Source organism: Spirosoma aerophilum, assembly GCF_054782495.1.
Genome location: NZ_BAAGSJ010000001.1, coordinates 89,217 through 108,413, shown reverse-complemented (window position 1 = coordinate 108,413; position 19,197 = coordinate 89,217). Strand labels below are relative to the sequence as shown.

Annotated in this window: 20 protein-coding genes; 11 read left to right on the top strand and 9 right to left on the bottom strand. The window is 50.5% G+C overall.

The annotated features are described in order from the left end of the window. The first annotated feature begins 7 nt into the window (after positions 1–7). The 3 genes from ACYVK4_RS00470 (at position 8) to ACYVK4_RS00460 (ending at position 2,430) form a co-directional block, all read left to right on the top strand. Positions 8–1,387: a lactate utilization protein B gene (locus ACYVK4_RS00470; protein WP_461125516.1), complete on the top strand. Its 1,380-nt coding sequence runs from the start codon at positions 8–10 to the stop codon at positions 1,385–1,387. Then, positions 1,384–1,968: a LutC/YkgG family protein gene (locus tag ACYVK4_RS00465; RefSeq protein ID WP_461125515.1), complete on the top strand. Its 585-nt coding sequence runs from the start codon at positions 1,384–1,386 to the stop codon at positions 1,966–1,968. Before ACYVK4_RS00470 ends, ACYVK4_RS00465 begins: the two co-directional genes overlap by 4 nt. A 66-nt stretch (positions 1,969–2,034) precedes the next feature. Beyond that, on the top strand, positions 2,035–2,430 hold the full coding sequence (locus ACYVK4_RS00460) for a GxxExxY protein (RefSeq protein ID WP_461125514.1): 396 nt from the start codon (positions 2,035–2,037) through the stop codon (positions 2,428–2,430). 30 nt (positions 2,431–2,460) lie between these two features. Here ACYVK4_RS00460 and ACYVK4_RS00455 read toward each other — a convergent pair whose 3' ends face one another. The 3 genes from ACYVK4_RS00455 to rpmH all read right to left on the bottom strand — a co-directional run bounded on the left by ACYVK4_RS00455 (position 2,461) and on the right by rpmH (position 4,834). Continuing rightward, positions 2,461–4,119: a S41 family peptidase gene (locus ACYVK4_RS00455; RefSeq protein ID WP_461125513.1), complete on the bottom strand. Its 1,659-nt coding sequence runs from the start codon at positions 4,117–4,119 to the stop codon at positions 2,461–2,463. A gap of 116 nt (positions 4,120–4,235) precedes the next feature. After that, a complete protein-coding gene (locus tag ACYVK4_RS00450; RefSeq protein WP_461125512.1) occupies positions 4,236–4,616 on the bottom strand; it encodes a ribonuclease P protein component in 381 nt (126 codons plus the stop codon). Between the two features lie 50 nt (positions 4,617–4,666). Further along, positions 4,667–4,834, bottom strand: coding sequence for a 50S ribosomal protein L34 (rpmH, locus tag ACYVK4_RS00445; RefSeq protein WP_100990412.1), 168 nt, complete (start codon positions 4,832–4,834; stop codon positions 4,667–4,669). 142 nt (positions 4,835–4,976) lie between these two features. Between rpmH and ACYVK4_RS00440 the strand changes: the two genes are divergently transcribed. Genes ACYVK4_RS00440 through ACYVK4_RS00420 form a run of 5 tightly spaced genes read left to right on the top strand, consistent with a single transcriptional unit; the run spans position 4,977 to position 8,379 of the window. Then, the gene (locus ACYVK4_RS00440; RefSeq protein ID WP_461125511.1) at positions 4,977–6,560 is read left to right on the top strand and encodes a M61 family metallopeptidase; all 1,584 of its coding nucleotides are present in this window, start codon (positions 4,977–4,979) and stop codon (positions 6,558–6,560) included. Then, complete coding sequence (locus tag ACYVK4_RS00435) at positions 6,557–6,889, top strand: nucleotidyltransferase domain-containing protein (RefSeq protein ID WP_461125510.1); 333 nt, start codon at positions 6,557–6,559, stop codon at positions 6,887–6,889. The genes ACYVK4_RS00440 and ACYVK4_RS00435 overlap by 4 nt, the downstream gene beginning before the upstream one ends. Beyond that, positions 6,886–7,122, top strand: a complete 237-nt coding sequence (locus ACYVK4_RS00430) for a HEPN domain-containing protein (RefSeq protein WP_461125509.1) — start codon at positions 6,886–6,888, stop codon at positions 7,120–7,122. Before ACYVK4_RS00435 ends, ACYVK4_RS00430 begins: the two co-directional genes overlap by 4 nt. Further along, the gene (locus ACYVK4_RS00425) at positions 7,119–7,280 is read left to right on the top strand and encodes a hypothetical protein (RefSeq protein WP_461125508.1); all 162 of its coding nucleotides are present in this window, start codon (positions 7,119–7,121) and stop codon (positions 7,278–7,280) included. The genes ACYVK4_RS00430 and ACYVK4_RS00425 overlap by 4 nt, the downstream gene beginning before the upstream one ends. Continuing rightward, the gene (locus tag ACYVK4_RS00420; protein WP_461125507.1) at positions 7,258–8,379 is read left to right on the top strand and encodes a glycoside hydrolase family 130 protein; all 1,122 of its coding nucleotides are present in this window, start codon (positions 7,258–7,260) and stop codon (positions 8,377–8,379) included. Before ACYVK4_RS00425 ends, ACYVK4_RS00420 begins: the two co-directional genes overlap by 23 nt. Positions 8,380–8,427: 48 nt before the next feature. Here ACYVK4_RS00420 and ACYVK4_RS00415 read toward each other — a convergent pair whose 3' ends face one another. Beyond that, the gene (locus tag ACYVK4_RS00415; RefSeq protein ID WP_461125506.1) at positions 8,428–9,354 is read right to left on the bottom strand and encodes a DUF389 domain-containing protein; all 927 of its coding nucleotides are present in this window, start codon (positions 9,352–9,354) and stop codon (positions 8,428–8,430) included. A 109-nt stretch (positions 9,355–9,463) separates the two neighbouring features. On the opposite strand from ACYVK4_RS00415, the gene ACYVK4_RS00410 reads away from it, so the two are divergent. From ACYVK4_RS00410 to ACYVK4_RS00400, 3 genes are all read left to right on the top strand, one after another. Further along, positions 9,464–10,996 carry an amidase gene (locus tag ACYVK4_RS00410; RefSeq protein WP_461125505.1) on the top strand — a complete coding sequence of 511 codons (1,533 nt, stop codon included), beginning with the start codon at positions 9,464–9,466 and terminating at the stop codon, positions 10,994–10,996. Between the two features lie 128 nt (positions 10,997–11,124). Beyond that, the gene (locus ACYVK4_RS00405) at positions 11,125–11,835 is read left to right on the top strand and encodes a hypothetical protein (protein ID WP_461125504.1); all 711 of its coding nucleotides are present in this window, start codon (positions 11,125–11,127) and stop codon (positions 11,833–11,835) included. 10 nt (positions 11,836–11,845) lie between these two features. Continuing rightward, complete coding sequence (locus ACYVK4_RS00400) at positions 11,846–13,444, top strand: hypothetical protein (protein ID WP_461125503.1); 1,599 nt, start codon at positions 11,846–11,848, stop codon at positions 13,442–13,444. A 143-nt stretch (positions 13,445–13,587) separates the two neighbouring features. Here ACYVK4_RS00400 and ACYVK4_RS00395 read toward each other — a convergent pair whose 3' ends face one another. The 5 genes from ACYVK4_RS00395 to ACYVK4_RS00375 form a co-directional block, all read right to left on the bottom strand. After that, positions 13,588–14,823 (bottom strand): MFS transporter, encoded by a 1,236-nt coding sequence (locus tag ACYVK4_RS00395; protein ID WP_461125502.1) that lies wholly within the window; start codon positions 14,821–14,823, stop codon positions 13,588–13,590. A 99-nt stretch (positions 14,824–14,922) separates the two neighbouring features. Then, positions 14,923–15,321: a GxxExxY protein gene (locus ACYVK4_RS00390; RefSeq protein WP_461125501.1), complete on the bottom strand. Its 399-nt coding sequence runs from the start codon at positions 15,319–15,321 to the stop codon at positions 14,923–14,925. A 113-nt stretch (positions 15,322–15,434) separates the two neighbouring features. Then, positions 15,435–17,132 (bottom strand): sodium:solute symporter family transporter, encoded by a 1,698-nt coding sequence (locus tag ACYVK4_RS00385; protein ID WP_461125500.1) that lies wholly within the window; start codon positions 17,130–17,132, stop codon positions 15,435–15,437. Between the two features lie 205 nt (positions 17,133–17,337). Then, positions 17,338–17,751 (bottom strand): hypothetical protein, encoded by a 414-nt coding sequence (locus ACYVK4_RS00380; protein WP_461125499.1) that lies wholly within the window; start codon positions 17,749–17,751, stop codon positions 17,338–17,340. A gap of 114 nt (positions 17,752–17,865) precedes the next feature. Beyond that, positions 17,866–19,107 (bottom strand): MFS transporter, encoded by a 1,242-nt coding sequence (locus ACYVK4_RS00375; protein WP_461125498.1) that lies wholly within the window; start codon positions 19,105–19,107, stop codon positions 17,866–17,868. Positions 19,108–19,197 lie beyond the last annotated feature (90 nt).

Genomic DNA, 19,197 nt, shown 5'->3' with positions numbered 1-19,197 from the left:
TATCTCAATGAACAAGCAGCTCACGTTAGACCACGCCGATGCGGCACTGGAGTTCAATAAAAACGAAGCGAAAGTCGATTGGCATGATGAGACGCTCTGGTTTGTGCGTACCAAACGCGACCGGGCCGTGGCGCAGATTCCGGAATGGGAGCAACTTCGGGAAGCCGCTTCGCAGATAAAAAACTACGGGTTGTCCAACATGCACGATCTGCTGATTCAGTTTGAAGAAAATGCCACACGTAACGGCATCAAAATTCACTGGGCGGCCGATGGCGACGAACACAATGCCATCATCCTCGATATTATAAAACAGGCGGGCGCCAACCGGATGGTCAAGTCGAAGTCGATGCTGACCGAGGAGTGCCACCTGAACAAATACCTGATCGACAACGGTATTGAGGTGATCGACAGTGATTTGGGCGAACGAATTGTGCAGATGCGCAACGAGCCGCCATCCCATATCGTGCTGCCCGCCATTCACCTGACCAAGGCCGAAGTAGGGGAGACCTTTCACGAGCACCTGGGCACCGATAAAGGCGCTACCGACCCGCAATACCTGACCGAAGCCGCCCGCCAGCACCTGCGCGAAACGTTCCTGACGCGCAAAGTAGCCCTGACGGGGGTTAACTTCGCCATTGCCGAAACGGGTGGTTTTGTCGTTTGTACCAACGAAGGCAATGCCGATATGGGCGCGCATCTGGCCGATGTACACATTGCGGCTATGGGTTTCGAAAAGATCATTCCCCGTGCCGAACACCTGAGCGTGTTTCTGCGATTGCTGGCCCGTTCGGCCACCGGGCAACCCATTACGACCTTTTCCAGTCACTTCCACCGGCCGCGTCCGGGTCAGGAGATGCACATCGTCATTGTCGATAACGGACGTAGCCGTCAGCTCGGGCGACCCGATTTCCGGAATTCGCTCAAGTGCATTCGGTGCGCGGCTTGTTTGAATACCTGCCCCGTTTACCGACGATCGGGCGGATTTAGCTACCACAGCGCCGTGGCCGGGCCCATCGGGTCTATCCTGGCGCCAAATCTGGACATGAAACAAAATGCCGATCTGCCGTTTGCGTCGACGCTCTGCGGGTCATGCTCCAACGTATGCCCGGTCAAGATCGATATTCACGACCAGCTCTACAAATGGCGACAGGTACTGATGAAAGAGGGTTACGGCCCCGGCAGTAAGACCGTTGCCATGAAAGCGATGGCGACGGTGCTGGAGTCGCCCCGGTTGTACCGGATGGCGGGTAAAGTAGGGCGGGGGGTATTACGGTTTGCACCGATCACGGTCGAAAACGGGCTGAACCCCTGGTATACCCAACGCGAAATGCCCGAACCACCTGCCGAAAGTTTCCACGACTGGTACGTTAACCACAAAAAAGCATGACCACCCGCGACCAGATGCTGGCGAACATAAAAGCCAACCAGCCAGCCCTACGACCCGTTCCAACCGACTTTACGTTCACATCGGTTTACCCGGACCTGACGAAACAGTTTATTGACGTGCTCACATTTGTGGGTGGGGCTGCCCTTATTGTGGCCGATTTTGCCGCTATCCGCACTTCGCTGCAAACGCAATTTCCAAACATGACCAGCGTAGCGACCACCTGTCCGGAACTCGCTGATCTGGCTGATGTGACCATGAACGTCAGCGATCCGCATGACTTGTCGGGGCTCAATCTGGCAATTATCGAAGGGCCATTGGCGGTGGCTGAGAACGCAGCCATCTGGGTCGATGAGCGTCAGTTACCCCAGCGGGTAGCGCCCATGATTACGCAGTACCTGGTGATCATCATCCGGCAATCGACCATCATGCCCAATATGCACGACGCCTACAAGCGATTAAAAGTCGATGAGACTGGCTTCGGGACGTTTATCTGCGGACCATCCAAAACGGCTGATATCGAGCAGAGTCTGGTGATTGGAGCGCACGGTGCCCGGTCGTTGATGGTGTATATACTGCCCTGATTGTATAGAACGCAGATTTTTATGATTTTTAAGGTGCTTTTATGATTTTTAAGTACCTTAATGCCCATGAATAGTAACTATCTGCACTCCGAAACTACTCAGTTAATTATAAAATCGTTTTATAAGGTTTATAATACTTTGGGTTACGGTTTTCTAGAAAAAGTTTATGAAAAAGCGATGTGCATTGAGCTACGCAAAGTAGGCTTGGTGTGTGTTACGCAACTACCTATTGACGTCTTTTATGAAAAAGAAAAAGTAGGATTATATTACGCTGACTTGGTGGTCAATAACTGTGTAATTGTTGAATTGAAAGCCGCTGATGGATTAGTGGCTGAGCATGAAGCTCAACTCACTAATTACCTCAGAGCCACTAATATTGAAGTAGGTTTATTGTTGAATTTTGGTCGTGAACCACAGCAAAGACGTAAAGTATTCACCAATGATAGAAAAAATCATCATTGATCTTAAAATCATAAAAATCTGTGTTCTATACTATTTGCCCTTCAAGATCGTCTTGTACCGGTCAAGGTCTTTGAATAAATCAAGAGCGGCTTTCATTTCGGGGTCTGTAGCGAAGGAGGCTTCTTTCAAGCCCTTTTGCAGGTAGTAATGTCCGGCAATTTCCTGCTCCAGGAGCGTTTTAAGCTCAGGCTTGAACGTGTTCAGATCGGCATCTTTGCTGTGCGACATCTTGGTCTTGAGCGACTTTAGCTGATCCTGAATCTGGTCGAAATACTTCTCTTTCTTGGCCGATGCTTCGAGGGTGCCGAGGTCTTTTTCTACCTGTGTCGTGTAATCATATTCCTTGTCGCCGAGCCATTTGGCAAAATCGTTGTATTCGGCATCGGTCAGGCGGAACTCGCGGGCGGGTTTGATGGTCGCGTGCTCGTGACGATATTTTACGGCGTAATCGAAAATAAGTCCCTTGTTGGTCAGGCTGAGGGCCACAGGTGATGGAGTCTGCGCTTCCACCACAACATCGGGCAGAACGCCACCCCCATCATAGACCACCCGGCCAGCCTTGGTTTTAAAGGCTGTTTTGAGTGAATCGGGGATTTTACCCACACTGCCGTCGGGATTACGATGGCTGTAGTCGATAGCCTGAATACAGCGTCCGCTGGGAATGTAATACTTGGCTGTCGTGATTTTCAACTTGGTATTGAACGACAGTTCGCGGGTGGTTTGTACAAGGCCCTTGCCGTAGGTACGCTGCCCAATCAAGACGCCCCGGTCGTAATCCTGAATCACCCCCGACACAATTTCGGCGGCCGATGCGCTGTGGTTGTTGGTCAGTACGGCAATAGGCATGTCGAGGTCGAGCGGTGGGTTCATGGCCGTGTAGGTTTTGTTCCACTCGGTTACTTTGCCTTTCGTCGTTACTACTTCCGAATCCTTTGGAATAAAGATGTTAGAAATGTCGATGGCCATATTCAGCAACCCACCCGGATTTTCGCGAACGTCGAGGATAAGCTTTTTCATGCCCTTACCCTTCAACTCCTGAAACGCCGTGCGTACTTCCCGCGAGGCCGTTGCTGTAAAATCCTTGAGATCAATATAGCCAACGTCTTCGGAGACCATGCCGTAATAGGGCACGTTGGTCATTTTTACCACATCCCGAATCACGCTGAGATCGAGCGGATCTTTCTGTCCAAATCGGCGAACGGTCAGTTTTACGGCCGTGTTATTCTGGCCTTTCAGCAGTTTCCCGGGGTCAGCGTCTTTGCGGGATTTAAGGTCGACACCATCCACTTTCAGTACTTCGTCGCCAATTTGAAGGCCTGATTTTTCAGCGGGTGTCCCTTCATACACCATCAGCACGATACTCTTGCCCTGCCGTTGACCGATGAGTGCACCAATGCCGTTGTAGCGGCCGGTGGTCATGGTCATGTAATCCTCAATTTCGTCTTCGGCGAAGAAGTTCGTGTACGGGTCGAGGGCTTTCAGCATGGCGTCGATGCTGGTCTTCACCATGCGGTTTGGATTCACCTCATCTACATAATAGAGATTGAGTTCCTTGAACAGGGTGGCATAGATATCGAGGTTGCGGGCTATCTCGAAAAACCGGTCGTCGGTTTTAAACGAAAAGAAGCCAATGCCACCCGCAACAAGGGCGGAAGAGGCTAACAGGGTAAGTCGTTTAGAGAAGCGCATAAATTGAGTGAAGAATATAGAGTGAAGCATGGAGAATAAAGACCTGAAGCGATAGAACAGACTCCTTGTTGGGAATACTCTTCACTTTACACCGCTCGGGCGGCCCCGTCTTCATTCTACATTTTCTTTAAAGCTAATTTCATACCTTTTTCTATCTCTTCAAACGAAATTATTTGTTTGGCGGTATAAAGAAAGGCAATGTAGGCGGGGGATTGTTTCTCCGGGCTGGAAATGAGCTTGTTGAGCCGATACGCTTCCCGTACCCGACGGCGAATCTGATTACGGTCAACGGCTTTTTTGAAGGTACGTTTGGGAACGGTAATGACAATAGCGGGCAGGGGCGGCTCGCCGACAGAATCGGTTTCAGGCTGTGGGATATAAAGCACCCGAAACGGAAAAAGGTAGAACGTCCGCACGGAAGCACTACCCTTTTTGAATAATTCGCCCAGAATTTTTTTGCTACAAAGCCGTTCGGATTTCGTAAAGGTTTGCGGCATGGGAGGCTGGTACCGGAGCCGACCGCATAGGCGGCTCCGGTACCCACTAATTAAATTTTAAAGCGTTCGCCTTTTTTCTCGTCAGAGACAGTCAACTTGTGGCGACCTTTGGCACGACGGCGAGCTAGAACCTGACGGCCATTAGCAGTAGCCATCCGCTCGCGGAAGCCGTGTTTGTTTTTCCGCTTCCGGTTTGATGGTTGGTACGTTCTTTTCATGATATATAATCCCTAAAACCTTTATTTTTCCAAATGAGTCCGCAAAGATACGGGAACAGCCTCATTTTACCAAGCCCCAATTCAGAAAAACGATTTGATTAGCTGGTAGTTACTTTTGTACGAATAATCAGCCTCTACCTCTATGCGTTATCGCCTGTCTGCCGACCCTACTCATCCCCATTATATCGCTGTTGACGCTTTATTGACCGGTATTTCAACAGCAGAGGTTGACATTCAATTGCCTGCCTGGCGTCCGGGACGGTATGAACTGCAGCAGTTTGCAAAAAATATCCAGCGATTTGAGGTGGTTGATGGCGAAGGGAAATCACTTATTTTTCACAAAATTACCAAAGATCGCTGGCGGATACAGACCGATGGGGTTACTGAGTTAACTGTCCGCTACAACTATTACGCGTTGGTGGCAACGCCTAATCAACTCAATGCGGGTACGAGCTTTATCAGCGATACCCTGTTGTATGTCAATCCGGTCAACCTCTGCGTTTATACCGAAGGCCGCATTTCGGAACCCTGCACGCTGGAGTTAGCCATCCCAGACAGCTGGACAGTGGCCTGTGGCCTGTCAGAAGCTGATCATACGCAAACCGGAATAAGAACACTTCTGGCAACGGATTTTTACGAACTGGTCGACTGCCCGCTCATCGCGGCCCCGGTAATTCAGGATATCCAATATGAACTGGACGGGGTCACGTTTCATGTCTGGATTCAGGGTGGTCGACGGACGGATGGTGATCTGACGTTCAATACCGAACGCATCATCGACGACTTTAGCCGGTTTTCAGCCAGGCAGATCGAACTCTACGGCGAGTTTCCCGAAAAGGAATACCATTTCTTGACACTGGTGTTGCCGGTTCCGTATTATCATGGTGTTGAACATCGTAACTCAACGGTGCTGGTGCTTGGGCCGAATGACGAGGGTGAGGGGCTATATCAGGATTTGCTGGGGGTATCGTCGCACGAGTTGTTTCACGCCTGGAACATCATCCGAATACGCCCCACCGAATTACTGCCGTATGACTTCACCAAAGAAAACTACTTCACTACCTGCTTTGTCGCCGAGGGGGTAACAACCTATTACGGCGACCTGATGCTGCGGCAGTCGGGGGTTTTTACCGATGAGGCCTATTTGAAAGAGTTGCAGGTTTTGTGTAAACGTCATTTTGAAAATAATGGACGGGCGTTTCAGTCACTGACGGAGTCGTCCTGGGATTTGTGGCTCGATGGGTACGACAAGGGGGTGCCCGACCGTAAAGTGTCCGTGTACCATAAAGGAGCCATTGCGGCCTTGATTCTGGATCTGCACATTCGTCAACTGACTAACCACGCCCGTTCACTGGACGACGTAATGCGTCTGATGTGGGAGCGATTCGGTAAACCTTTCATTGGCTATACACTGGACGATTACTGTACCATTACGGAATCGGTAGCGGGCGAATCGCTGGCCTGGTATTATGATTTGTGTATTTTTGGTAACCAGCCCCTCGAAGGAAAACTAAACGAGTATCTGGCCTGGGTTGGCTTACTTATTGGCTATGAAGAACCCACTCCCGATCAGCCCGGCGGTATTCGACTGCTGGAACTGGACGATGAAGCGGGCCGTCAGCAGCGGGCCCGCTGGTTTGAAGGGCCACTGACCGCGCTAAAGCCGGAAGACCCTGTGCAGCCTGTATCAGAAGAAAAGTTAGGCAAAAAAGTAGTGGCAAAATGAGTGAGACAACCTTAAATCTAAACGCGCTGACTAGTGAGTTTAAACAGGCTATGGAGGAGTTATATGGTGAGCGTTTGGCCAAAGTTATTTTATACGGTTCATATGCCCGTGGCGATTTTCAGCCTGAATCAGATGTGGACTTTATGGTCGTATTAAAGGATCGTGAACTAAAGCGGTTAGAGGAAATAGAAATTACAACTGATACCATAGTGCGTCTTTTTGATAAATACGATCGATTGATTTCATTCATGCCAACGACCGAAGAAACATACCTGTCAAATAATTTCCTCTTTTATCGTAATGTTCGCAAGGAAGGAAAATTGCTATGAATGATGAGGTTAAAGTGCTCATGTCTCGTGCTTACGATAACTTATCGGATGCTGAATTGCTGTGTAGAGAGAAACGATATAATAGCGTAACAAACCGGGCTTACTATGCTATCTTCGATGCGGATAACGCCATTCTTCGTTTGAAGGATTTGTATGCCAATACTCATTCGGGATTAAGCTATACATTTAATCTGAATTTTGTACGCACTGAGCAATTCTCTCAAAAAACATGAATAAACTGTTAAGCAGAAGTTTCAGTCTGAGGCAGACGGCTGACTATGATTTTAGTCGGGATATCACACAACAAGAAGCTGAAGAAAGCATCGAATATGCTAAAGAATTCTTGCTACAGACAGAGGCATACCTGAATGAACAAAGTTTTACGGATTAACTCAAAAATGCAGCGCTTCACGTTATTATTACTTTTCCTGCCGGGCTTACTCCTGGCCCAGCCGAAACCCGAAAAGCCCTGGATGCTCGGCCCGTTTCAAAAAGAAAATGCGCATAATCCCATTTTAGACGCCAAAGCCAGCACGGAATTCTTCTGCCCGGTTCAGAAAAAAAATGTCCGCTGGGAAGAAAAAGACGTGTACAACCCGGCAGCCGTGGTGCGCAACAACAAAGTGTACATGATCTACCGGGCCGAAGATACCGTTCGGGCCGTAGGTGGAACATCACGCCTGGGCCTGGCCGTCAGCGACGATGGCATTCACTTCAAACGCATGCCAAAGCCGGTGTTTTACCCTGACAACGACCCCATGAAGGTGTACGAATGGATGGGGGGCTGCGAAGATCCGCGCATTGTCGAAAGTCCCAACGGCGTGTACGTGATGACCTACACCTCTTACGACGGCGACAAAGCCCGGCTTTGCGTGGCTACTTCCCGCGACTTGATGAAATGGAACAAGCAGGGGTTAATTTTTGGGGATGTCGATAACGGGAAATACCGAAACAGCTGGTCAAAATCGGGGGCTATTGTCTGCAAACGAATCGGAAGCCGACTGGTGGCTCAAAAGATCAATGGAAAATACTGGATGTACTGGGGCGATCAACCCCAGCTCCGTCTGGCTACCTCCGACGATCTTTTGCATTGGACACCCCTCGAATCGACTACCGGCCAGCCAACGGTGGCGGCTGAGTCACGCAAAGGAAAACACGATGTCCGGCTGATCGAACCGGGTCCGTTTGCCATGCTTACGCCGAAGGGAATCCTGCTGATTTATAATGGCATGAACGACGCAAAAAATGGCGACGTAACCCTGCCCGAAGGCGCTTATGCCGGTGGGCAACTCCTGTTCGACGCCAACGACCCCACCAAGCTTCTCGACCGGTCGGAGACGTATTTTATCAAGCCCGACCAGCCTTATGAGATGGTGGGTCAGGTCAATCAGGTTTGTTTTCTGGAAGGAATGGTGCCGTTTCGGGGTAAGTGGTTTTTGTACTACGGCACGGCTGATTCCAAGATTGGGGTAGCCGTTGCGAAACAGTAATGGCGTAAGAACTGATGGCGCGAGGCTCCGGCCTCGCGCCATCAGTTCTTACGCCACGGGTCGGCGGTGGTGAAAAAATTGTTGCTTGCTCCAGAATACCAGACCGCAGGATAACAGGATCAGCAGTACATCGAAACCAAAGCGCTGCAAACCTTCCAGGGCCAGATCATACCGACCGGCTGCTACGCTTATACCAATCATGGCCGCTGCGTTAATAATGACCATGGCAATTAACGCACCGGCAATAACACTCTTTCGGAACGACGACAAAATAATGGCACCAGCCAGCGTTCCACAAATTGACAGGAGCGTGTCGGCTGGCGTTGGATGCGCCAGATGGTGTGCTTCGTCGCTGGCAACAAATGCACGGACACTGGTTTCGCCAATTGCCTGTAAAAAGAGAAACGTCAGGGCAGATGCCGCAATCAGGATGGTATAGCCAATCAGGGTTGATTTTACCGCTCTGCCCAGCACCAGCCAGCGCTGCAATACGACCGACAGGGCCATGCCGGCAACGGGTTCGAATCCCGGGGCAAGGATCGCGGCTGCCACAAACGGCATAATCTGGCGGGTTGGCTCCGATACGATGCCAATGGTTGCCATAATGCCTCCCAACCCCATCAGGATCACGAAGTTAGGGGTAACGCGGCCCTGATGCCGCATACCGGACTCGATCTCTTCCCAGATAGCTTCGTCGGCATCGTTTTCAAGTTTCTCCGCCTGATTTGGCTCAATGATACTTTCTGTCAATGCGGTACTGACCATGTAAGGGGAGTCGCCACAACATTCGGCCAGTGTGCGTAAGACTTTGTCGGATCCTGTATTGAGCAACTGCACGGATATCGCATCGCCTATCGGCTTCTGTGATGTGCCGGGAGAAAGGGCCAGACCAATGACTTCATCAATGGCCAGCAGGTGTGTCACCACAGTGGCTGTTTTATCGGTAGCAAGCTGAATCTGGAATGAACGATGCATAATGGCGATTAACGTAAAAATCTAACCGAAGGGGTTTCCTAAATGTTTGACCAGTGTTTACTGACGTACATTGAAAGAGTAGTATCTTACGCAAAACTCAGAGCCTGGTATGCAAACGTCCCGCCCACAAACCCTGTCTTTTGGAGAATACATCAAACACGATGCTACGGCCTTAGCTGAGCTGGTTCGTTCGGGTGAGGTGACACCTGCTGAATTGCTGGAAACGGCCATTGCCCGGGCCGAATCGGTCAATTCCCAGTTGAACGCTATCGTCACACCTTTGTACGACAAGGGACGGGAAATGGCTGGTCAATTACCCACAACCGGGCCGTTTCGGGGCGTCCCCTTTCTGTTGAAAGATCTGGAGATGGAGTGGGGCGGTACACCTATGAAATCAGGGTGTGCTGGCTATCGGAATTATGTTTCCGAAACCGATAGTGAAACCGTCAAACGTCTGAAAGCGGCCGGGCTCGTGTTTTTCGGTAAAACCAATACGCCGGAGTTCGGCCTGACGCCGTATACCGAGTCCAAACTGTACGGACCCGCGTACAACCCCTGGAAACTGACGCATTCGCCGGGCGGGTCGAGTGGCGGATCGGCTGCTGCGGTGGCGGCTGGTATTGTGCCCGCAGCATCGGCATCGGATGGGGGCGGCTCCATTCGGATTCCGGCTTCCTGCTGTGGACTGTTTGGGTTTAAACCATCACGGGGGCGAATGACACTCGGTCCGCGTTTTGGTGAGCTGTGGAATGGTGCGGTGGTGGGCCATGCCGTTACACGCAGTGTTCGGGATAGTGCCGGATTGCTGGATGTTATTGCGGGCGGTCCGACGTATCGGTCGTTGGCGGGTGATCCTTACGGCATTGCACCACCGGAACGTCCTTTTCGGGAAGAGGTTGGCCGGGAGCCCGGTAAGTTACGCATTGCTTTTTCGACGCAGTCACTCATTGCCTCGCAACCCGTTGAACCGGAATGCGTAAAGGCCGTGACTGAAACCGTTCGTTTGCTTGAAAGTCTGGGGCATACGGTAGAAGAAGTCCCCTTGCCATATGAGCAGACACTGGTAACGGAAGCCTTTTTTGTTACCGTTCTGAGTGAAACCGCGGCTACCCTTCGCGAGCTGGGTGACTATCTGGGGCGTCCTGTCCGACGTGACGATGTGGAGTTGAATACCTGGGCGCAGGGCCGTCTGGCAGAAGCCTTCTCCGCAGCTGATGTAGCTTATCAAAAACGTCGCTGGAATACCCTGAACCGCAGTATGGGTCAGCTACACGAAACTTACGATCTGTTTCTGACACCTACTTTACCTCGTTCACCCATCACTACGGGCACGTACCAAAATACGGCTTCAGAGCAGCGACTGTTAAAGCTGGTCGATTCGGTTGGGGGGCTCAAATACCTGAAGGGCAGCAAAACCGTAAACGATCTGGCCGAACGTTCGCTGTCCTACATTTCCTTTACTGTTATCACCAATATGACCGGGCAGCCGTCTATGTCGGTACCGTTGCACTGGTCGGCCGATGGTTTGCCTATTGGTGTTATGTTTGCGGCTAAGCTGGGTGATGAAGCCACTCTATTTCGGTTAGCCGGGCAATTGGAACAGGAACGCCCCTGGTTCAATAAAAAGGCCGGGCTGTTATAATCGACACGACATGTCCGGCGTGAATACGACTCATTTAATTTAACGAATGATTTTTCTGTAAATTATAAGTTTATGAAAATTGTAAAATGTAAATATAGTGAGTATCTTGCCGCAAACGGTTATCCACTATGCGGTTCTATATACGAGTTCTATTATTCAGTTTATCATCACTGATAAGTTTTGGACAAACCAGATCAATCAGGGAAACCCCCACACCATTACCCGTTTACAGGCCGGGTATTGCCCTGGTGGCTCATGCCAGCACGGCCGGTTTTGGGGCTGGACTAGCTAAATCCGTTTTTCGGCAGGTGGTTGTCCGGGCGGGTATCAACTCGTTTACGTATCAGGGAACCCTTACGTCGGGTAAAGCCAGCGATAATCTTCAACTCGGCTTCGATTATACGGTCAAGTTATCATCCGTCAACATGCTGGTCGATTATTTCCCGTTTAAGCGGGTTGGCTTTCGGCTGACGACGGGCGCTTACTACAACCTTAACCAGCTCAACTTTAACGGAAAACCTATTAAAGACGTCCGCTTCAATGACGTGGTTTTCACCATAGAGCAGGTTGGAACGGTGAGTGGTACGGCTAACTTTAACAAAGTCGCCCCTTATGTGGGCCTTGGCTGGGGACATCCTTTTCTACGGAATCGACTCAAGTTCACGGCTGATGTCGGTCTGTTCTATCAGCAATCGCCCTCCATCACGTTCGTTACGACGGGTATGCTGGAGCCCTCCAGCGATCAGGGTCCCGTTATAGAAAATAACCTGAAGCCGCTGAAATATTACCCTGTCATTAGCCTGGGCCTGTCGTACAACCTCGTATCCACCCGTTTTTAAATCTACAGCTATGCTTATTAAAAAATATATCGGTGTGCTGCACCGGTTAAAAGGAATAGCCGCATCAATCGGTATGGCGGCTTTGGTGGCAGGTTGTCAGGACATCAAGGATATACAACAACTTGATCCGCTCAAAGGAGTGGTATTCAAGATCAACTACGAGCCATCGCCCACGGCTCTCCAAGGGCTGGTTGTCGACGCTAAAACGGGTCTTTCGCTCACGGTTCCCATTCAGGTGACGATTTACGGGCCGGATGCCAGCCGAGTGCTGACGTATGAAGGCGTGGCAACAACATCGTTCAAAAGTGCCAAAGCCGACTTATTTCTGGGGTTGAAAGGTACGGTAGCTTCGGCAGGCAAACCGGCCGAATTACGAATTGTAGTCGATGCCCCCGGTTACATTGCTTCCAGCATCTACCTGTTTATTGATAAAGCCAAGCCGGAGCCGTTCGAAATCCGGATGGTTAAGGAAACGGCTCCGGCGGCAGGGGTCATGATCCGGCAGGATGTGGTTGAAACGTCAGCGACGGGTATGGTCAAATCGGATGAAACAATAACAACCCCCGTCAATAGCTCGATGACTTCCAGCGTTACGGTGCAGATACCGGCCAACACCCAGCTCAAAGATGCGAAGGGACAGCCCGTAGCCGGTAATCTAACCGCTCAGGTAGCGGAGTTTTCCAGCCAACTGGAAACATCATTGCGGGCTTTCCCGGGCGGTTTTACCACGCGCGTTAACAAGGATGATCAGGGGAACACCAACGCCGATGGCACATTTGCCACGGCAGGTTTTATTGCCATTGAGTTAGCCAATGCAAGCGGTCAGGTCGTTTCGACCTTCAGCCAGCCCATTACGGTGAAAGCGGGTCTAGAGAAGAACCTGAATAATCCTGAAACGGGGCAGAAGATTAGACCGGGTGATCTGGTGCCGGTATTTAGCTACAATGACCTCACCGGCGAATGGACCTACGAGCGGGATGTTGCCGTGAAGCAGGAGGGTAACGCCTTGTATGTGACGATTCCCGTTACCCATTTGTCGGGTTATCATCTGGCTTTCTGGTCGCCGAGGAGTTCGAGTTGTGCCGATGGGGCGCAATGGGCCATTTCTGGCAAGCCAGACGGAAAACCGCTGAACTGGGCGCTGTACAATGGCGATCAGCTTTATCAGAGTGGCTCAACGACGGATAATAAAATTACTTTTCCAAGACCGTTTGCGGGTTCTGCCCGACTCGATCTGTTCTCGCCCGACGGCAAACTCATTGGCACATCGACCGTCAGTGCGTTTTGTGGCAACCATACCGTTAGCGTTACGTATCCACCAAACCTGATTGATCTCAACGTGGCCATCAGTGCCTTCTGCGAGAACAAACCTGACATACAGATTACGCCCAGTGCCTGGGTTAAGTATCGCAAGGTTGGTACAAACAACTGGCAGCAGTCATTCCTGACCAGTGGAAAGGGCAAACTGGTTGGCCTGGAACCCAATGCTGATTATGAAGCAGGTGTAGATTACAATGGCTTCAATCCAATCATCATCAACGCGGGTCAGGCCACCGATGAACGGGTCATTCAAATCAAGTTTTCAAAAGAAGTCAGTATCTGTCAGTAAAAGCAAGCAAGTCTTTGGGTCACCATCAGCCAGCCGATGATCTGCTGTACAAATTTACCCGTTACCATTCGTACAGTATTGGCATCCAAACCCAACTTGTCTGGCACTTTTAAACTGTTTATCAGCATACAATCAATGGGGCACTACTCCGTATAATCCAGCTCCTTGCCATACGTCTCTTCCATCGTTGCCAGCGACAGGTACCCCAGTGCAAAGCAGACAAACGCTACGATGGCGGCTGATTCCAGAACACCAAGGTGAGGCTTCATGGCCTGGAAAGCCGGAATGCTGATCAGGGTAGTCGAGCGCACATTGTTGGCAACGGAGGTGGTGGCCGTAGCGCGGAGGTTGGTACCAAAGCTCTCGGCCGTAATTGTCAGGAACATGGCGATGTAGCCAATACCAAAACCCATTGCAAGACAAAGGCCATAAAACGCACCGGTGGAGTTGATGCCGCCAAACAGATAAATCACGACGAAAACAAACGTCAGGCTCATCATCAGGCCAATCGCTTTCCGGCGTGACCGCAAATATTGACTCAGAATACCGCTTGTTAGATCACCAATAACGGTGCCCACATACGTAAACATCACACAACGGCCGGGTTGAATGGACTCGGTAAGGCCAATGGCTTTGCCAAATTCGTTGCCGAAGGTGGCCAGAATACCAATCACCAGATAGGTTGGGAGGGCAATGCCCATGCAGCGGAAGTAACGCAGGATCTTTGACCGGCTATTGAATAAAGCCAGAAAATTCCCCCGACTTACATTGGTGCCTTGTACTCGTTTGAACATGCCGGATTCGAGGACACTCACCCGGAGCACCAGCAAACCAAGCCCCAGTCCACCACCAATAAAGTAGGTTGTCCGCCAGTCGAAAAGCGTCACGGTAAAGTAGGCGACAACAGCACCCAGCAGCCCGACACTGGCTACCAGCGATGAGCCATAGCCGCGCAGATTAGGCGGCAGAATCTCACTGACCAGCGTAATGCCTGCCCCCAGCTCACCCGCCAGTCCCAGACCTGCTACAAACCGAAGCCAGGCATATAGTTCAGGGTCGTGTACGAATCCGCAGGCCAGATTAGCCAGTGAGTAGGTAATGATACTGCCAAACAAGACCGACAGGCGTCCGCGTTTATCGCCTAGAATTCCCCAGAGTATACCGCCCAATAATAAACCGGCTTGCTGGTAGTTCAGGATTTTGCCGCCAATGAGGGAAATGTCGGCTTCGGACATACCCAGTTCTTTCAGGCTGGGTACCCGAACGATGTTAAACAGCAACAGGTCATATACATCGACAAAATAGCCCAGGGCGGCCACAATGACGGGGAGGGCAAATAATGGGCGTATCGAAACGGGTGACATTGAAGATGTTGGCATAAGTAACAGACAAATGCACCAAAAAGGAACACAGATTTAACGGATTATACAGATAGTTACCGATTTGCTTCCTATAGCAATTCACTTATTATAGTTGCCTTAGCCGGTTTTTAACCTCTTTCGATCGTTGGTATAGACTATACGTTTGAACTCCGGCTTTTTACCAAAGTTGAGTAGCAGACCGACTTCCACATCAGTAGCTCGGAGGTAATTCAGTAACTGCACTTCGTGTTCTTCTGCGAGCGACTCTGCAGCTTTTAATTCGAGTATGACATAGTTGTCGATAAGTAAATCGGCATAGTAATCGCCAACTAGCAGACCTTTATAATGCACTTTGATTCGCTGTTGAGCAGTTACGTTAAATCCTTCATTTTTCAGTTCTGCATACATCGCGTTCTGATAGACACGTTCCAAAAAGCCATAGCCCAATTCATTGAAAACATCATAGTAGATGCCAATAATAGCTTCGGTCAGTTCACGATGAAGTAGGTTGGGCATAGTTTATTGACATTAGTAAACACTATACGGATGGAACGGATAACGGTGAAGCGTTAAGTAGCTTCATCCATAAAAATCCGTTCCATCCGTATAATCTGTGTCCTAAAAAATCTCTACCAGAACCGAACGTATAGCACCGTGATGAGCATCACGATAATAACGGCCAGCGCTGTGGCAGAGGGTGCCAAACGGAACATGCTTGAATCGATAACAAATGCTTTTGGGTTGATAGCCGGTCCGACCAGACTAATGGCAACCATCATCAGGATCGTAAACACAAACGCCCAGCCCATGCAGATCAGGAAAGGGATTTCATACCCACCGTTTCCGTTTGGATACGCGGTGTAGAGAATGGTTTCGTTGCCAAACAGCGATGGAGCGAAGTTGTTGAACAGCACGGCCAGGCCAAAACCACCCAGAATACCCGCCACGGCTGCGGTACCGGTGGTGCGCTTCCAGAAAAAGCCTAACAGGAACACGGCGAAAATAGCCGGACTCAGGTAGCCTGTGTACTTCTGAATGAACGTAAATCCACCTTCGCGGCCAATACCCAGCGTATCCTGCCAGGTGAGCCCGATAGACAGCAGCATAGCGGCAAAAATAGTGATCCGGCCAACCCACACCAGTTGGGTTTGGCTAGCGTCCTTTTTGATGTACTTCTGATAAATATCGAGCGTGAAAATGGTCGAGATCGAGTTTGCTTTACCGGCCAGGGAGGCTACAATAGCCGCCGTCAATGCGGCCATCGACAGACCTTTCAGGCCGTTTGGCAAGAACGACAGAATGGCCGAGTAGGCGTTGTCGGCAAGGAGTTTACCACCCGGTGCCATTTCATTCTGAAGACTGCCGTTCTTGTAAAGTACGTAAGCCGCAATACCCGGCAACATCACGATCAATGGCATAAATATTTTCAGCAGGGCCGCGAAGAGGATACCCGTACGGGCCGTTTTCAGGTCAGCACCGAGTGCGCGTTGGGTGATGTATTGGTTACAGCCCCAGTAGTTCAGGTTTACGATCCAGATACCGGCAAAGTACATCGCCAGACCGGGCAGGGTCAGGTATTTGTTGATGTCGACCTGCGAGGTGTTGGGACCGGGCTTCTCAAAGATCATGTGGAAGTGGTCATCCGCGTCAGCCATCATCGACGAGAAACCGGCGAGAATATCATTGCCAAGGCCAAATTTCTGGCTCACCAGCGTAAGCGCGATGTAGGAGGTTACCAGGCCACCAATGATAAGAACCGCTACCTGAATTACGTCGGTATAGCCAATTACTTTCATACCGCCCAGCGTAATGACGATGGCAAAAATACTGAGCCCAATTACAATCGCATGGAACGAGTCGCCCCCAACCAGGGTGCTGATGGCCAGCGCGCCCAGGAACAGAATAGAGGTTAAGTTTACGAATACATAAAGGAACAGCCAGAAAACGGCCATGATTAGACTAACCGTTTCGTTATACCGCGTTTTGAGAAACTGCGGCATGGTGTAAATGTGGTTTTTGAGGTAGATGGGCATAAACCAGACTGCCACAATAATCAGGGCCAGAGCCGCAAACCACTCGTAAACGGCAATAGCAACGCCAAAGGTGAAGCCGTTACCCGACATACCGATGAACTGCTCGGCGGAGATGTTCGACGCGATCATGGAGGCTCCGATTGCCCACCAGGTCAGCGATCCTTCAGCCAGAAAAAAGTCTTTAGTCTCAAGCTTGGTCGTCTGTTTTCGTTTGTAAATCCAGTACCCGTAAGAGGATACGCCAATGAAGTACAGAAAGAAAATTATGTAATCTGTTTGGTTAAGTTGGTTCATTGCAACACGCAGGAAGTTAGTTTCATCAATTAGCCTGTAAAAAAGCAATTATTTCTCCAAATAGGCTTACTCTAGGATAAAATCATTTCAAGATTTGTCAAACAAGTGTTGCTTTGGAGGCCAACGACCAGGATAACCATGCAATCTACTGATACACAAAAGGCGCGGAGTCCATTCCGCGCCTTTTGTGTATCAGTAGATTACCTTATTTAATGGCGATCAGTCGTGTAGGCTGAGTTTCTGCTACGGATGGCGTTGTGATCTTAAAAGTGCGTTCTTCTTTTTGATCGCCCGCCCATATACGAAAGGTGTAGGTGCCATCGCCCAACTCACTCATGTCGAATTTCTGGCGATAGGCATTCTGTTTGCTTTTCTTACCACATACCGTTTCATGGAACAGCAGCTCACCCCGTTCATTAACGAGCGACAGGTCAATCTTACTTTCTGATTTATACTTTTCCAGACACAACCAGAGTGTCGATGTTTTAGCTGCGGGAAACATGACGGCCGCAAATACTTTGTTTTGACCGTGGGGGTCTTCGGCCAAAACGGGCGATGAAACGGCTATGGTGAGCGATAAGACTAGGGCACTGGCGAGTAATTTGAAGGAAGTTTTCATTGGGTTGATCTGTTTAAGTGATTACCTTTAGCTGTCAACCCAATGATGCACAGAGGCCCCGTCAACGCTGTCGTTCTGGAGCAACGGTTAAGAAAAATGATGAGCGGTTCCGGCTCATTCTACGTAGTCCAGATCCCGCCCAAACGTCTCATCCATCCGGCTTAGCGACCAGAAGGTTACCCCATAAACGATGATGCCGAGCAACCCGGCGGCCAGTAAAGTCCCCATCGACGGCTTTAAGGCCTGAAAAAGCAGCGTCATCGGAATCAGCGTGCCCCGCACTACGCTGGGTACGGAGGTCGTGGCTGTGTTGCGCAGGTTCGTGCCATAGAGTTCGGCTACCATGGTCAGGTACATGGCAATGTAGCCCGTGCAAAAGCCCGCCAGCAAACAGATTGCGTATAAGCCGCCCGCGGTGTGAATGCCGCCGAACAGATACACCCCGCTACACAGGGAACTGAAGATCAACAAACCCGTAATCGCTTTCAGACGCGATTGCAGCCAGTGGCTCAACGGGCCGCTCAGCAAATCGCCACCCGCCAGCCCGACATACACCATCATGACGCATCGCCCCGGCTTCACGACTTCCGCAATACCCAGCGCCTGACCGAACTCGTTGGCAAACGTGGCCAGAATACCGACAATAAACCAGGTGGGAACGCCCACCGACACGCAGCGAAGGTACTTGACGGCCTGTGGCCAGCTGCTGAAGAAATAAAGAAAATTACCCCGGCTCACTTCTTTGTGCTTGTCCTTCATACGGCTGAACACGCCCGATTCGAACACGCTTACCCGCAGGAGCAGCAGCGCAATGCCCATGCCGCCACCAACCCAGAAAGCCGTTCGCCAGTTGAAGTACTCGACGGTGAAGTAAGCGACACCCGCCCCCAGGTAGCCAATACCCGCCACGATCGACGAGCCATAACTGCGGATATTCTTCGGCAAAATTTCGGAGACGAGAACGATGGCCGCCCCAATTTCGCCCGATAAACCTACACCCGCAATGAAGCGCAACAAGGCATAGGTATTTACATCCTGCACAAACCCGCAGGCGATGTTGGTTAGGGAATAGGTAACGATGCTGCCGAACAACACCGACATGCGCCCCCGTTTGTCGCCCAGGGCACCCCACAAAAAACCACCGATCACCAAACCTGCCTGCTGGCAATTAAGAATAAATGTTCCTGCCTGAGAAACCTCCGCTTCAGACAGGCCCAGTGATTGCAAACTCGGCACCCGAACAATACTGAAAATCAGCATGTCGTATACGTCCACAAAGAAACCTAAGGCCGATACAATAACGGGCAGAGCAAATAATGGACGAAACGAAATGCGGGGAGGGGAGAGGGTTTGCATGAAATGAGGGAGGAGGTAAAGGGAAAAGAGGGAGAAAGGGACGAAGGGGAGGAGAGGAAGAAAAGAGGATGATAGGTATAGCCTTTTCCA